At 71.0% G+C, this 12,066-nt stretch carries 14 protein-coding genes; 3 read left to right on the top strand and 11 right to left on the bottom strand.

Translation table 11 applies throughout. The features are described 5' to 3' along the window. The first annotated feature begins 14 nt into the window (after positions 1 to 14). The gene (locus IG08_RS0125755; protein ID WP_030606840.1) at positions 15 to 374 is read left to right on the top strand and encodes a hypothetical protein; all 360 of its coding nucleotides are present in this window, start codon (positions 15 to 17) and stop codon (positions 372 to 374) included. Beyond that, positions 355 to 783: a hypothetical protein gene (locus IG08_RS0125750; protein ID WP_030606837.1), complete on the top strand. Its 429-nt coding sequence runs from the start codon at positions 355 to 357 to the stop codon at positions 781 to 783. The genes IG08_RS0125755 and IG08_RS0125750 overlap by 20 nt, the downstream gene beginning before the upstream one ends. Before the next feature lie 93 nt (positions 784 to 876). On the opposite strand, the gene IG08_RS0125745 is transcribed toward IG08_RS0125750, so the two are convergent. From IG08_RS0125745 to IG08_RS0125735, 3 genes are all read right to left on the bottom strand, one after another. Further along, the gene (locus IG08_RS0125745; protein WP_030606834.1) at positions 877 to 1,374 is read right to left on the bottom strand and encodes a GNAT family N-acetyltransferase; all 498 of its coding nucleotides are present in this window, start codon (positions 1,372 to 1,374) and stop codon (positions 877 to 879) included. Positions 1,375 to 1,420: 46 nt separating this feature from the next. Beyond that, positions 1,421 to 1,927: a sigma-70 family RNA polymerase sigma factor gene (locus tag IG08_RS0125740; protein ID WP_030606830.1), complete on the bottom strand. Its 507-nt coding sequence runs from the start codon at positions 1,925 to 1,927 to the stop codon at positions 1,421 to 1,423. A gap of 100 nt (positions 1,928 to 2,027) precedes the next feature. Beyond that, a complete protein-coding gene (locus IG08_RS0125735; protein ID WP_030606827.1) occupies positions 2,028 to 3,206 on the bottom strand; it encodes a glycerophosphodiester phosphodiesterase in 1,179 nt (392 codons plus the stop codon). Positions 3,207 to 3,614: 408 nt separating this feature from the next. Between IG08_RS0125735 and IG08_RS0125730 the strand changes: the two genes are divergently transcribed. Beyond that, positions 3,615 to 4,286 (top strand): lysophospholipid acyltransferase family protein, encoded by a 672-nt coding sequence (locus IG08_RS0125730; RefSeq protein WP_030606822.1) that lies wholly within the window; start codon positions 3,615 to 3,617, stop codon positions 4,284 to 4,286. Between the two features lie 78 nt (positions 4,287 to 4,364). Here IG08_RS0125730 and IG08_RS0125725 read toward each other — a convergent pair whose 3' ends face one another. From IG08_RS0125725 to IG08_RS0125690, 8 genes are all read right to left on the bottom strand, one after another. Next, the gene (locus tag IG08_RS0125725) at positions 4,365 to 5,588 is read right to left on the bottom strand and encodes a sensor histidine kinase (protein WP_043455166.1); all 1,224 of its coding nucleotides are present in this window, start codon (positions 5,586 to 5,588) and stop codon (positions 4,365 to 4,367) included. Continuing rightward, positions 5,585 to 6,253 carry a response regulator transcription factor gene (locus IG08_RS0125720; RefSeq protein WP_030606816.1) on the bottom strand — a complete coding sequence of 223 codons (669 nt, stop codon included), beginning with the start codon at positions 6,251 to 6,253 and terminating at the stop codon, positions 5,585 to 5,587. Before IG08_RS0125720 ends, IG08_RS0125725 begins: the two co-directional genes overlap by 4 nt. A 12-nt stretch (positions 6,254 to 6,265) precedes the next feature. Further along, positions 6,266 to 7,144 carry a S1C family serine protease gene (locus tag IG08_RS54460; protein ID WP_063757790.1) on the bottom strand — a complete coding sequence of 293 codons (879 nt, stop codon included), beginning with the start codon at positions 7,142 to 7,144 and terminating at the stop codon, positions 6,266 to 6,268. A 173-nt stretch (positions 7,145 to 7,317) separates the two neighbouring features. Further along, positions 7,318 to 8,268 carry a VWA domain-containing protein gene (locus tag IG08_RS0125710; protein WP_030606811.1) on the bottom strand — a complete coding sequence of 317 codons (951 nt, stop codon included), beginning with the start codon at positions 8,266 to 8,268 and terminating at the stop codon, positions 7,318 to 7,320. Positions 8,269 to 8,305: 37 nt separating this feature from the next. Then, entirely contained in the window at positions 8,306 to 9,214 is a 909-nt protein-coding gene (locus IG08_RS0125705) for a DUF58 domain-containing protein (protein ID WP_030606808.1), read from the bottom strand. Beyond that, entirely contained in the window at positions 9,211 to 10,188 is a 978-nt protein-coding gene (locus IG08_RS0125700) for an AAA family ATPase (RefSeq protein ID WP_043455162.1), read from the bottom strand. The genes IG08_RS0125705 and IG08_RS0125700 overlap by 4 nt, the downstream gene beginning before the upstream one ends. Next, positions 10,185 to 10,379 carry a hypothetical protein gene (locus IG08_RS60245; RefSeq protein WP_158812282.1) on the bottom strand — a complete coding sequence of 65 codons (195 nt, stop codon included), beginning with the start codon at positions 10,377 to 10,379 and terminating at the stop codon, positions 10,185 to 10,187. Before IG08_RS60245 ends, IG08_RS0125700 begins: the two co-directional genes overlap by 4 nt. 140 nt (positions 10,380 to 10,519) lie before the next feature. Beyond that, a complete protein-coding gene (locus IG08_RS0125690) occupies positions 10,520 to 12,043 on the bottom strand; it encodes an MFS transporter (RefSeq protein WP_030606803.1) in 1,524 nt (507 codons plus the stop codon). Between the last annotated feature and the right edge of the window lie 23 nt (positions 12,044 to 12,066).

Below are 12,066 nucleotides of genomic sequence, written 5' to 3'. Positions count from 1 at the left end.
AATAGGGTCGCCGCATGCTTGATGCCCTGACGCTCGCGACCGGCGTCGCCGCACTTCTGCTCGCCGCCTGGTGCGGCTGGGCCGCCTACCGTGATCAGCCGACGAAGGACTGGCACTTCATCGGGATGGGTGTGGTGTCGCTGCTGGCCGTGGTCCAGCTGGTGATCGGGATCGTGCAGCTGGCGCGGGGCGAGAAGCCGGAGCAGGGTACGACGATCTTCGTCGCGTATCTGCTGGGCGCGTTCGCGTGTGTGCCGGCGGCGGGGTTCATGTCGCTGGCGGAGCGGACGCGGTGGGGTTCGGTGACGGTCGCCGCCGGCGGGGTGGTGCTGGCTGTGCTGGAGGTGCGGCTCTATGACATCTGGGGAGGCTGAGGTGAGCCGACGGCGGCTGACCAGTGGGCCGGGCACGCTGCTCGTGTGGCTTTACGGCGTGATGGTCGTCGGGGCGGTGTCGAGGTCGGCCGTGCAGATCTCCACCGAGTTCGACCATGCCCCGCTCGCCTACTCGCTGTCGGCCGTTGCCGGGGTGGTGTACGGGTTCATCACGTACTCGCTGGTGCGGGGTGGGGAGACGGCGCGTAAAGCTGCACTCGCGTGCTGTGTTCTGGAGCTGCTGGGTGTGCTGACCGTCGGTACCTGGACGTTGGTGGAGCCGTCCGCGTTCCCTGACGCGACCGTGTGGTCGGACTTCGGGATCGGGTACATCTTCATCCCCGTGCTGCTTCCCCTTTCGGCCATCTACTGGCTTCGGAAGGGTGCGCCGACCGGGGATGCCGCCTGAGGTCGTGTGGCGGCATCCGGCCGTCAGTGGCTGATCGCGCCCACGCGGCGGAGCCACATATCGACACAGCCCCGCGCCCCTAGAAAAACCTCGTCACGCCGTCGCTGCGTATGTTCCCGCGGGCTTTTCGAGGACGATCATCGGTACTCCGTCCGCGCCCTTTGACGTGCCTACCGTCTCGTAGCCCACTCGGCGGTACAGGCGGAGGTTGCCCTCGCTTCGGTGACCCGTGAAGAGGCGGAACCTGGTGGCGCCGCGGTCTTCGGCGAGGGCCGATTCGGCCGCGCGGAGGAGCCTCGCGCCGATGCCGTGGCCCTGGAGGCGGGGGTGGACGCAGAGCTTGCCGATGGCGGCCGAGCCGTCCTCGGTGACCCGGCCGCGGACCGAGCCGACCACTTCGTCGCCGAGGCGGGCCACGAAGACGCAGTCCGAGGCCACCTCCTCGCGGACCGAGTCCAGGGTCTGGACGAGCGGGTCGATGCGGTAGTTGCCGTACAGCGCAGCCTCGCTCTGGAAGCAGAGGTACTGCAGCCGGAAGATCTGCTCCGCATCCTGCTCGGTCGCCGCCGAGATGGTCACGCTCATGCCCATGTGCGCACGCCTCCCGCTCACCTGATCGCCATTTCGTCCCTCACTCCTATCCCCGCGCTTCGCGGGCCGCAACCTCCGGTGTGAGCAATCGGCGAAGACATCCCAGACATCTGGAACGTTCCGGCCCGAGACTGCCCTGTGAGATACCCAACTCCCCCGCGATCTCCCGGTATGTGAGGTCCCTCGGGGAGAGCAGGGCGGCCATCAGGGAGGGGCAGCGACCCGGCAGACGGCGTACGGCGTCGTGCAGGGCGCGGCGGCGGGCGGCGGCGAGGGTGAGCTGTTCGGGGGTGCGCTCGCCGTCGTCGGCGGGTTCGGCGTCGTACGGCTGTTCGTGTCGGGTCGTACGGCGACTGCGGCGGGACTCGGAGCGGACGGCTCGGCGGAGCCAGCCGGGCGGGTCGAGGGGCGGGCCCTGGGTGTCCAGGTGCTCCAGGAGGCGGAGCCAGACCGCCTGTTCCAGGTCGCCCGGTTCCGTACCGGTGGCATGTGCCTCGGCGGAGGCCTCGGCGGTGAGCAGTGGGCGCAGGGTGGTGACCAGGTCGTGCGTCATATGCGGTTCGACGCGGCCGCCCGGGCGGCGGGTTGCCCGGGCGGCCGGATGTCACCCCAACCGGGGCCGGTCGATCGACAGTTGACCTCAGCCGTTGACCTCAGCCGTTGACGAAGTCCTCGCGGGCCAGCACGCCGGTGTCCGGGTTGTCGGTGAAGACGCCGTCGATGCCCGTGGCGAAGTACGTCCTGAACGCACCGAAGGAGTCGCCGTAGGCGTCCACGTCCGTGCCCTTGCGGAAGTTCGCGGGCAGGAAGGGGTTCTCGTTGCGCATGGTGTACGGGTGCAGGATCAGACCGGCCGCGTGGGTGTCCGCCACCAGGGTGGTGGGCGTGGTGAGGTTGCCGCTCGCGTCCTTCGGGATGACCAGGTCGAGGGTCGGGCCGATGCCCTGGGCGTAGGAGCCGATCTCCGCCAGGCCCGCGGGCTTGATGAGGTCGGCGACCGTGCGCGGGTCGCCCGTCTCGACGAAGTCCCAGGGGCGGCTGGCCGCGGTGGAGAGGAGCACCACCAGAGGGTTGCCGACGAGCTTGTTCAGGCGCTGGATGCTGGTGGGCTCGAAGGACTGGAGGATGACCGGCGAGTTCTTCTTGTCCTTGCCGTACTTGCGCAGCAGCTTGGCCACCCGCTCCTCCAGACCGAGGCCCAGCTTGCGGAAGTAGGTGGGGTGCTTGGTCTCCGGGTAGATCCAGACCTGCTTGCCGCGCTTGCGGGTCTGTTCGTCCTGCCACTTCAGGACTTCCTCGAAGGTGGGGATCTCCCAGCGGCCGTTGTAGAGCGTGTTGTGCGGGCGGTTGGCCGGGATGCGCTCGATGGCACGCAGGGTCTTCAGCTCGGCGAGTGTGAAGTCCTCGGTGAACCAGCCGGTGGTGGAGACGCCGTCGAGGACCTTGGTGGTCTTGCGGCCGGCGAACTCGGGGTGGTCCGCGACATCGGTGGTGCCGCCGATCTCCGGCTCGTGGCGGCAGACGATGTGGCCGTCCTTGGTGGGCACCAGGTCGCCGGCCTCGACGATGTCGGCGCCCAGGTCGAGGGCGAGCTGATAGGAGCCGAACGTGTGCTCCGGGCGGTACCCGCTGGCGCCCCGGTGGCCGATGACCGTCGGCACGGGCAGGCTCTTCAACCCGCCGCTCCCGTGTCCGGCGCCGGCAGCTCTCGCCGTGCCGGACAGTCCGAGGACCGCTCCGCCGGCACCGAGCACCGCGGCGCCGAGGAGTGCCCGCCGTCCGGTGCCGCCGCCCGCCTGCTCGTTCGACTCCTGCGACTCCTGCGTTCCCATGAGGGGTCTCCTGCCGTCGGCTCGTGAGTGCGGGCCGATCGTAGGGGCGTGTCCATGACGGACGGGAGACCTCCGGCAGAACACGCGGGTGACGCGGGATGTCGCATGGGAACAGATGTCTGACAGTCCGTCGACTTCATCGGCTTCGTCGGCTTCATGGTGAAGACCCGGGGTAGGCGGTCAGTGGGCGCGGACGGGCATCGGGGGCGCGACCTCCGTCACATCATTCCGGGCGGGTTACCGTCCGGCAACGGTGCGGCACCGCAGGTAAACACGGGTCAACAGTGCGTAAGACCTCGGTGAACCCGCGGCTCCCGATGTGCACGACCCCCCGGGCCGCGAGTAATGTCCTCACCTGCACAGACTCATACAGATTCTCTGGCCGTTCTCTTGACATCGGAGGGCCCGTTGTCCCGCTTCGCGCTCATCAAGGCACTGCTCGGACCGATCATGCGCCTGATGTTCCGCCCACGGGTGGAGGGTGCGGAGCACATCCCGGGCGACGGTCCGGTCATCCTGGCCGGCAACCACCTCACCTTCATCGACTCGATGATCCTGCCGCTGGTGTGCGACCGGCAGGTGTTCTTCATCGGCAAGGACGAGTACGTCACCGGCAAGGGTTTCAAGGGCCGGCTCATGGCCTGGTTCTTCACCGGCGTCGGCATGATCCCGGTGGACCGGGACGGTGCGAACGGTGGGGTGGCGGCGCTGATGACCGGCCGCCGCGTCCTGGAGGAGGGCAAGGTCTTCGGGATCTACCCCGAGGGCACACGGTCGCCCGACGGGCGCCTGTACCGGGGACGCACCGGGATCGCCCGGCTCACCATGATGACCGGCGCGCCGGTCGTTCCGTTCGCGATGATCGGCACGGACAAGTTGCAGCCGGGGGGTGCGGGTATGCCCCGTCCCGGGCGCGTCACTGTTCGGTTCGGTGAGGCGATGGAATTCTCTCGGTACGAGGGGATGGACCGGGACCGGTATGTGCTGCGGGCGGTGACCGACTCGGTGATGACCGAGGTCATGCGGCTGTCCGGGCAGGAGTACGTGGACATGTATGCGACCAAGGCCAAGGCTGCGTAGGCCGTTCGTCGGGTGCGGGTGCGCTGTGGCTGGTCGCGCCCACGCGGCGGAGCCGCAAATCGATACAGCCCCGCGCCCCTAAAAGACGGGTCGTTCTTCGGGCGGCCCGTCATTTGCGTGCTCGGCGCCTCTGGCCAGCAGCCATAGTACGAACGTCGAACCCTCGCCCACCCTTGAGAACAGCCGCACCTGGCCGCCGTGCGACTCGACGATCTGTCGGACGATGGCGAGGCCCAGGCCGGCGTGCCGGTCACGTCCGCCTGCTCCTGGTTTCGCACGCCAGAAGCGGTCGAAGACCCGCGCCTGGTCGTCGTCCAGGATGCCGGGCCCCTCGTCTCGTACGGCCGTCCACAGCCAGCCTCCGGTCCGGCCCGCGGCGACCGTGATGCGGGTGCCGGGCGGGGACAGCCGTACCGCGTTGGAGAGCAGGTTGCCGACCGCTCGGCGCAGGGCGTCGTGGTCGCCGATGACGGTCAGGCCGGTGGTGAGGCGGCGCTGCAGGATGAGGTCGCGCTCGGCGGCGAGCGGGGCGAACTCCTCGCAGGCCTCGGCCGCCGCGGCCGCCAGGTCGACGTCGGCGTCGGCGAGGGCGGGCGCGTTGCGGCGGGAGGTGGCGAGCAGGTCCTCGACGAGGCGGGTCATCCGGGTGGTGGCCCGGTCCACGCCGCGGGCGGCCTGACGGCGTTCCTCCTCGTCCGAGTCCTCGGCGGTCAGTACGGCGTCCAGGTTGGCGCGGATGATCGCGAGCGGGCTGCGCAGTTCGTGGGAGGCGTCGTCGATGAGCTGGCGCTGGGCGCGGAACGCCTCGTCGAGCCGGTCGAGCATGGAGTCGACGGTGTCGGCGAGGTCGCGCAGCTCGTCCTGGGGGCCCGTCAGGCGGATGCGCTGGGAGAGGTCGGTGGCCTGGATCTCGGCGGCCGTACGGGAGATGGCGCGTACCGGGCGCAGGGCGCGGCCGGAGAGGATCCAGCCGAGGGCGAGGCTGGCGACGGCGACGCCGCCGAGGACGGCGTACGAGAAGCGGCGCAGGTTGGCGAGGGTCTCGTAGTTGACGGCGGCCTCGATCTCCTCGACCCGGGCCACCTGGATCTGTCCGACGTACCGGTCGCCGACGTATTTCGACGCGGTGTACTCCTTGGTGACCGGGTGCGCGTCGCCGCTGCGCTCCACCGCGACGTACACGCCGCCGAGGACCAGGGCGGTGAGGACGAACAGGAGGCCGGAGTAGAGGACGGTGAGGCGGAAGCGGATGGTGTGGGTGAAGGCGGGGAGGCGGGGCCGTGGGAAGGAGGGGCGTTTCATGGGGTCTCCCTCAGGCGGTAGCCCTGCCGGATCACCGTCTCGATGAGCGGTTCCTCGTCCCCGGTGACCTTGCGGCGCAGTGAACCGACCGTGACCCGCACGGTGTTGGTGAACGGGTCGGCGTACTCGTCCCAGACGTGTTCGAGGAGTTCCTCGGCCGGGACGACCCTGCCGGGGCGGGTCATCAGGTAGTGCAGGACGCTGAACTCCTTGGGCGTGAGCTGGAGTTGGCGGCCGCCCCGGTACGCCTCGAAGCGGGCGGTGTCCAGGCGGAGTTCACCGACCTCGACGACCGAGGTGCCGCCGTCCTCGCGGCGGAGCAACGCCCTGATGCGGGCGAGGAGTTCGGGCAGCGCGAAGGGTTTCACGAGGTAGTCGTCCGCGCCCTCGTCGAGACCGCGCACCCGGTCGGCGAGCCGGTCGCGCGCGGTCAGCATGAGGATGCGGGGGCCGCCCGGGTGGGCGCGAATGGCGCGGCAGACCGAGAAGCCGTCCCCGTCGGGCAGGTTGAGGTCCAGTAGGACGAGGTCGTAGTCGTTGACGGCGAGCTTCTCGGTCGCGGCGAGGACGTCCGGGGCGACGTCGACCGCGTAACCGGCCCTGACCAGCCCGACCTTGAGCGCGACGACCAGGTCCTCCTCGTCCTCGACCACGAGCAGTCGCATCTACGACCCCTCCTAACCGCCGTCGATGATGGTCCGGGCGGCGGCCGCGGCGTCGGCCACGGGGATGGCGAAGCCGATGCCGATGGAACCGCCCCGTTGCTGGTCCAACGTCGCGATGGCCGTATTGATGCCGATGACCCGCCCCTCGGCGTCGACCAGCGGCCCGCCGGAGTTGCCCGGGTTGATCGACGCGTCGGTCTGCAGGGCGCGCCGCTGCGAACTGCCCTCGCCGATCCGCACGGCCCGGTCGAGGGCGCTGACGATGCCCGAGGTGACGGTGCCGCTCAGGCCGAGCGGAGAGCCGATGGCGAGGACGGTGTCGCCGACGCCGGGGCGGGTGCCGGTGGCGAGCTCGACGGCCCTGAGCCCGCGTGCCGTCTCGGGTTCCAGTACGGCGACGTCGTGCGCGGGGTCGTCGCCGATCACCTCGGCGCTCAGCCGGCGGCCGTCCTGCAGCTCGACGGTGACCCGTGAACTGCCGTCCACCACATGGGCGTTGGTGAGGATCCGGCCCCGCTCGTCGAACACGAACCCGGAGCCCTGTCCGTCCGCCGTCCGCACGGAGACCACGCTGGGCAGGACCCGGGCGGCGACGGCTTCGAGCCCTCCGGAGTCGCGTGCGGCGGCCGGGGCGGCGGCGGGGTCGTCGTCGCCGAGGGCTCCGGCCGCGTATCCGGCGGCGCCGCCTGCGAGTACGGCGGCGAGGAGTGCGGTGGTGAGGGGGCGGGGGGTGCGGGGGCGTACCGGGACGTGCGTGTCTGTGGAGGGGGGCGGGTCCGGCTCGGCAGTAGGTGTGGGCCGGGCGGGGAGTGTGGGGCGGCGGCCTGGCAGGAAGGAGGGGCCGCGGGGGTGGCCGAGGCCGGGTGCGGGTGCGGGTGCGTGGGAGGACACCTGGCCTTCGGCCGGGTCTGGTTTCCCACCCGCACCACCCGTACTGCTTTCGTTGTCGGGTGCGGGTGGCCCCTGTGGGGGTTGAGCACCGTCGGCGGCCACAGGATCGCCGGGGGCTGGCGGGCCGGAGTGGATGGGGTCTGTCACGTCTGGCTCCTTGGTGGATGTGCCGGTCATGGCAGGCGGGAGAACCAGAGCAGCGAGGTCGCGGCCGCGATCAGTGCCGCGCCGAGGCCCGCCGCGACGAACCACTGCCAGATCTCGCGTTCCTCGGTGCGGTGGCCGACGGAGCTGCCGATGTCCTCGTAGACGGCCTGGAGTTCCTCGCCCGTGGCGGCCTCGTGGTAGTCGCCGCCGGTGACGGAGGCGAGGTTCTCCAGGGCGGGTCCGTCGACCGGTACCTGGAGGAGGCGGCCGTCGCCGAGATCGACGACGCCGTCCGGCGTGCCGTAGGCGATCGTGGAGACCGGGATCTTCTCGGCCGCCGCCTCCTCGGCCGCCGACTCGACCGAGCGGCCCACGGTGTTGGAGCCGTCGGACAGCAGCACGATGTGCGCGGGCGGGGGCTCGGTCTCGGCCTGTCGGTCGAGTGAGCGGATCGCGTCGCGCGCGGCGATGACGGCTTCGCCGATCGCCGTGCCCTGGCCGGTGGTGAGCTGCTCGACGGCCGAGCGGAGCACCACGCGGTCGGTGGTCGGCGGCACCGCGACCGTGGCGGAGCCGCTGAACGACACCAGCCCGGTGTTGAAGCGTTCGGGCAGCCGGTCGATGAAGGCGAGGGCGGCACGCTGGGCGGCGACGAACCGGGTGGGCTCGACGTCGGTCGCCTCCATGGAGCCGGACGTGTCGAACGCGACGACGATGGTCGCCCGCTCCCGCGGCACCTGCACGTCGGCGGTCGGCCGGGCGAAGCCGACCACCAGCAGGCCGAGCGTGGCGCAGAAGGCGCCCGCCGGGACGTGCCGGCGCCAACCCGGCCGTACGGGCGCCACCTTGTCGAGCAGGTCGAGGTTGGTGAAGCGGACGGCATAGCGGCCGCGCCTGCGCTGGACCAGCAGATACGCGCCGATCAGAACGGCGAGCGGCAGCAGGAGCAGCAGCCAGCCGGGCGAACGCAGCCCCATGGTCCCTCCCTTCCCGCGCGTCCTGTGAGTGGTCGTGTCATGCGGCGCCGCCTCCCGCTCGGCGCCGCTGGTCCTCGACGTGGCGCACGACGTCGCGCACCCAGTCCCGGTCCGTGCGCAGCCTCAGATGCGCGGCGCCCGCGCGGCGGACGGACTGCTTGATCACGGCCCGCTGCTCCAGCGCGGCCTCGGCGTACCGTTCGCGCAACCCCCTTACGTGCGTGGGGACTTCACGCCTGCGTCCGGTCTCCGGGTCCACGACGGTCAGCAGCCCCACATCGGGCAGCTCCAGCTCGCGCGGGTCGACGGTCTCGACGGCGAGGACCTGGTGGCGCTGGGCCACGGTGCGCAGCGGCCGCTCCCAGCCGCCCTCCAGGAAGTCGGAGACCACGGCGACCAGGCCCCCGCCGGGCAGGGCGCGCAGGGCGCGGAGGGCGTCCGCGAGGGTGTCGGCCGGGGCCCCGGTGTCGACGCGCGGGCGGTCCAGGGCGGCGTGCAGGACGGTGAGCAGATGGCGCCGGCCGGTGCGGGGCGGAATCCGCCGTATGCCGTGCGGCCCTGTGATCTGTGCGCCGAGCCGGTTGCCCGCCCGCTCGGTGAGGAACGCGACGGCCGCCGCCGCGCCCACCGCGAGGTCCCGCTTCTCCATCCGTGCGGTGCCGAAGTCCATGCTCGCGGAGGCGTCGAGGACGATCCAGGTGGTGAGTTCGCGGTCGGCGAGGCTGAGGCGGACGTGGGGGACGGTGGTGCGGGCGGTGGCGTTCCAGTCCATCCGGCGTACGTCGTCGCCGATGACGTACGGCCGGGTCTCCGCGACCTCGCTGCCCGGGCCGGGGAAGAGGGCCGGGTGGTCGCCCTGGAGGAGCCCGTCCGGATGCCGGTTGAAGAGCAACTCCATGTGTTTCAGGGCTTGTTCGGGGGTGAGTTCCCGCAGCGTCGGGGTCATGCCACGGCCTCCTCGGCGACCTGGCGCGGCCTGATCCGGGGCTGCTGCACCGCCGCGAGCACCTCGTCGACGATCTCGCCGGGGGTGACGCCGTCGGCGAGCGCGTCGAAGGAGAGGACCAGACGGTGGGCGATGACCTCGTGCGCCAAGTCCCCCACGTCTTCGGGGAGTACGTAGCCCCGGCCGCGCAGAAGGGCGAGCGCACGGGCGGCGGCGACCAGGCCGAGCGTGGCGCGGGGGCCCGCTCCGTGCGCCAACCGGGTTTCGGGGCCCGCGAGTTCGCGGGTCGCGACGACGAGCCGTACGACGTACTCGGCGACCGCGTGGTGCACGAACACCTCGTCGGCGCTGCGCTGGAGCTCGACGAGCCGTTCGGGGGTGAGGATACGGCGCGGGCTGGGCGGGTCGACGCTCATCCGGTAGAGGATCGCGAGCTCCTCGGACTCGCTGGGCGCGGGGACCTCCACCTTGAGCAGGAAACGGTCGCGCTGGGCCTCGGGGAGCCGGTAGACGCCCTCGGACTCGATCGGGTTCTGGGTGGCGAGGACCAGGAACGGCTCCGGGACGGGGATCGTGGTGCCGCCGATCGAGACCTGGTGCTCGCCCATGACCTCCAGGAGCGCGGACTGCACCTTGGCGGGGGCACGGTTGATCTCGTCGGCGAGAACGACGTTGGCGATGACCGGGCCCGGTTCGATGTCGAACGCCTCTTGTGAGGGGCGGTAGATACGGGTGCCGGTGATGTCGGAGGGGACGAGGTCGGGGGTGAACTGGAGGCGGGCGAAACGGCCGCCGGCGACGTGGGCGAGGGTCTTGGCGGCGAGGGTCTTGGCCACGCCGGGTACGCCTTCCAGGAGGCAGTGGCCGCGGGCCAGGAACGCGGTGAACATCCGTTCCACCATGCGGTCCTGGCCGACTATGACTCGCTTCACCTCGAAGAGGGCCTCCTCGAGGAGTTCGACCTCCGTGGTCACAGTTCTGAGGCGGGGTCGGTCGTGCCGGTGTTGCCCTTGTCCGGGCAGTCGTCATGCTCGTTGACGACGAGCCTGACCTCGTTGGGGGGTTTGTCTTCGCCGTCGGCGGCGAGGGCCACGCCGCCTCCGGCCAAGCCGACGGTGGCGATTGCAGCTCCGGTGACGATCAGTTTGCGTGTTCGTCGTGTCATGGAGCCAAGACCATCAGGTCGGGGCGAAAAGGGACCTAAAGCCGGTTGTAGGGCTGGTTGGGGTTCGTGGGCGCGTGCGGAGCCGTTGTGGCTGGTCGCGCCCACGCGGCGGAGCCGCACATTGATACAGCCCCGCGCCGCTAAGCGGCGTTTTCCAACCGTTGGCCGCGGAGCATGAACCATGCGGCTACCGCCGTTGCCAGCAGTACCGCTGCTCCCAGACCGGCCGCCAGCGCCAGGCCGTCCACGAAGGCCTGGCGAGCCGCGTCCAGCAATGCCTCGGACTTCTGGGCGGGCATCGCCGCTGCCGCCTCCACCGCACCGCCCAGGGACTCGTGCGCTCCGGCCGGGGTGCCCGTCGGGCCCGTGAAGTCGCGGTACACGCCGGTCACGATCGTGCCCAGCAGCGCGATGCCCAGTGCCGCGCCCAGTTCGTACGCCGTCTCGGACACCGCCGAGGCCGCGCCCGCCTGGTCCTTGGGGACGCTGGAGAGGATCACGTCGGCGGTCACGGTGAAGGAGAAGCCGGCGCCGATGCCGACGACCAGCAGGGCCGCCCCCAGCAGGGGGTAACCGGTGGACTGGTCGAGGACGGTGAGCGCCGCCAGTGCGAGGCCCACGGCGGCGAGTCCGCCGGCGACCACGGACCGCACCGAGAAGCGCCGGGCCGTGCGGCCGGCGATCAGACCGGCCGCCACCGCGCCGATCGCGGCGGGCAGTTCGGCCAGGCCCGCCTCCAACGGCGGCCGCCCCTGCACGAGTTGCAGGTACTGGGAGAGGAAGAAGACCAGGCCGGACAGACCGAGGATCGTCAGCAGGTCGGCCAGTACCGCCGCGCTGAAGCCGCGGTTGCGGAACAGACGCATGTCCAGCAGCGGGGACGGCAGGGTGAGTTGGCGGCGTACGAAGCCGTACAGCGCGGCCGCGCCCAGCAGGCCGACGGCGAGGATCTCCCACGTGAAGCCGTGGGTGGCCGCCTCCTTGACGGCGTACACGAGGGCGATCACGCCCACCAGCGACAGCAGGACGCTGGCCATGTCCCAGGGGCCGGGGTTGGGGTTGCGCGACTCGGGCAGCAGCTTGATGCCGACCAGGACGAGGACCGCCATCACGGGCAGGTTGATCAGGAAGACCGAGCCCCACCAGAAGTGTTCGAGGAGAAACCCACCCGCGATCGGGCCGATGGCCGTACCCGCGGAGGCCGTCGCGCCCCAGATGCCCACGGCGAGGCTGCGTTCGCGTGGGTCGTGGAAGAGGTTGCGGATCAGGGCGAGCGTGGCGGGCATCAGGGTCGCGCCCGCGACACCGAGCAGCGCACGCGCGAAAATCATCAACTCCGGTGTCGTGGCGTAGGCGTTGAGCACCGACACCGCGCCGAACGCCGTCGCGCCCACGAGCAGGATCCGCTTACGGCCGATGCGGTCGCCGAGGCTGCCCATGGAGACGAGCAGTCCGGCGATGACGAAGGAGTAGACGTCGCCGATCCAGAGGAGCTGGGTGCCCGACGGCTTCAGGTCCTCGCTGATGTAGGGGGTCGCGAGACCGAGGACGGTCGCGTCGACGGCCACCAGCAGCACGGCGAGCACGAGGACGGACAGCGCGAGCCACCGGCCGGGGCGCTTCACCGCCTCGGTCGTGGTCGCCGGCTGCAGGGTGCTGGTCATGATTCCTCTCTTCTTGAGTCTCT

It is taken from the genome of Streptomyces fulvoviolaceus (assembly GCF_000718165.1).
Taxonomy (GTDB): domain Bacteria; phylum Actinomycetota; class Actinomycetes; order Streptomycetales; family Streptomycetaceae; genus Streptomyces; species Streptomyces fulvoviolaceus.
The sequence above is the reverse complement of the archived record's forward strand: the minus strand, read 5'-3'. Positions and strand labels throughout refer to the sequence as shown.

What these genes read in the sequence shown, in the direction of transcription:
- IG08_RS0125690 (WP_030606803.1), bottom strand. Translation starts at nt 12,043, where the DNA reads ATGACCAGCACCCTGCAGCCGGCGACCACGACCGAGGCGGTGAAGCGC.
- IG08_RS0125725 (WP_043455166.1), bottom strand. Translation starts at nt 5,588, where the DNA reads ATGAAACGCCCCTCCTTCCCACGGCCCCGCCTCCCCGCCTTCACCCAC.
- IG08_RS0125745 (WP_030606834.1), bottom strand. Translation starts at nt 1,374, where the DNA reads ATGGGCATGAGCGTGACCATCTCGGCGGCGACCGAGCAGGATGCGGAG.
- IG08_RS0125755 (WP_030606840.1), top strand. Translation starts at nt 15, where the DNA reads ATGCTTGATGCCCTGACGCTCGCGACCGGCGTCGCCGCACTTCTGCTC.
- IG08_RS0125735 (WP_030606827.1), bottom strand. Translation starts at nt 3,206, where the DNA reads ATGGGAACGCAGGAGTCGCAGGAGTCGAACGAGCAGGCGGGCGGCGGC.
- IG08_RS0125720 (WP_030606816.1), bottom strand. Translation starts at nt 6,253, where the DNA reads ATGCGACTGCTCGTGGTCGAGGACGAGGAGGACCTGGTCGTCGCGCTC.
- IG08_RS0125710 (WP_030606811.1), bottom strand. Translation starts at nt 8,268, where the DNA reads ATGGGGCTGCGTTCGCCCGGCTGGCTGCTGCTCCTGCTGCCGCTCGCC.
- IG08_RS60245 (WP_158812282.1), bottom strand. Translation starts at nt 10,379, where the DNA reads ATGACACGACGAACACGCAAACTGATCGTCACCGGAGCTGCAATCGCC.
- IG08_RS0125750 (WP_030606837.1), top strand. Translation starts at nt 355, where the DNA reads ATGACATCTGGGGAGGCTGAGGTGAGCCGACGGCGGCTGACCAGTGGG.
- IG08_RS0125740 (WP_030606830.1), bottom strand. Translation starts at nt 1,927, where the DNA reads ATGACGCACGACCTGGTCACCACCCTGCGCCCACTGCTCACCGCCGAG.
- IG08_RS0125705 (WP_030606808.1), bottom strand. Translation starts at nt 9,214, where the DNA reads ATGACCCCGACGCTGCGGGAACTCACCCCCGAACAAGCCCTGAAACAC.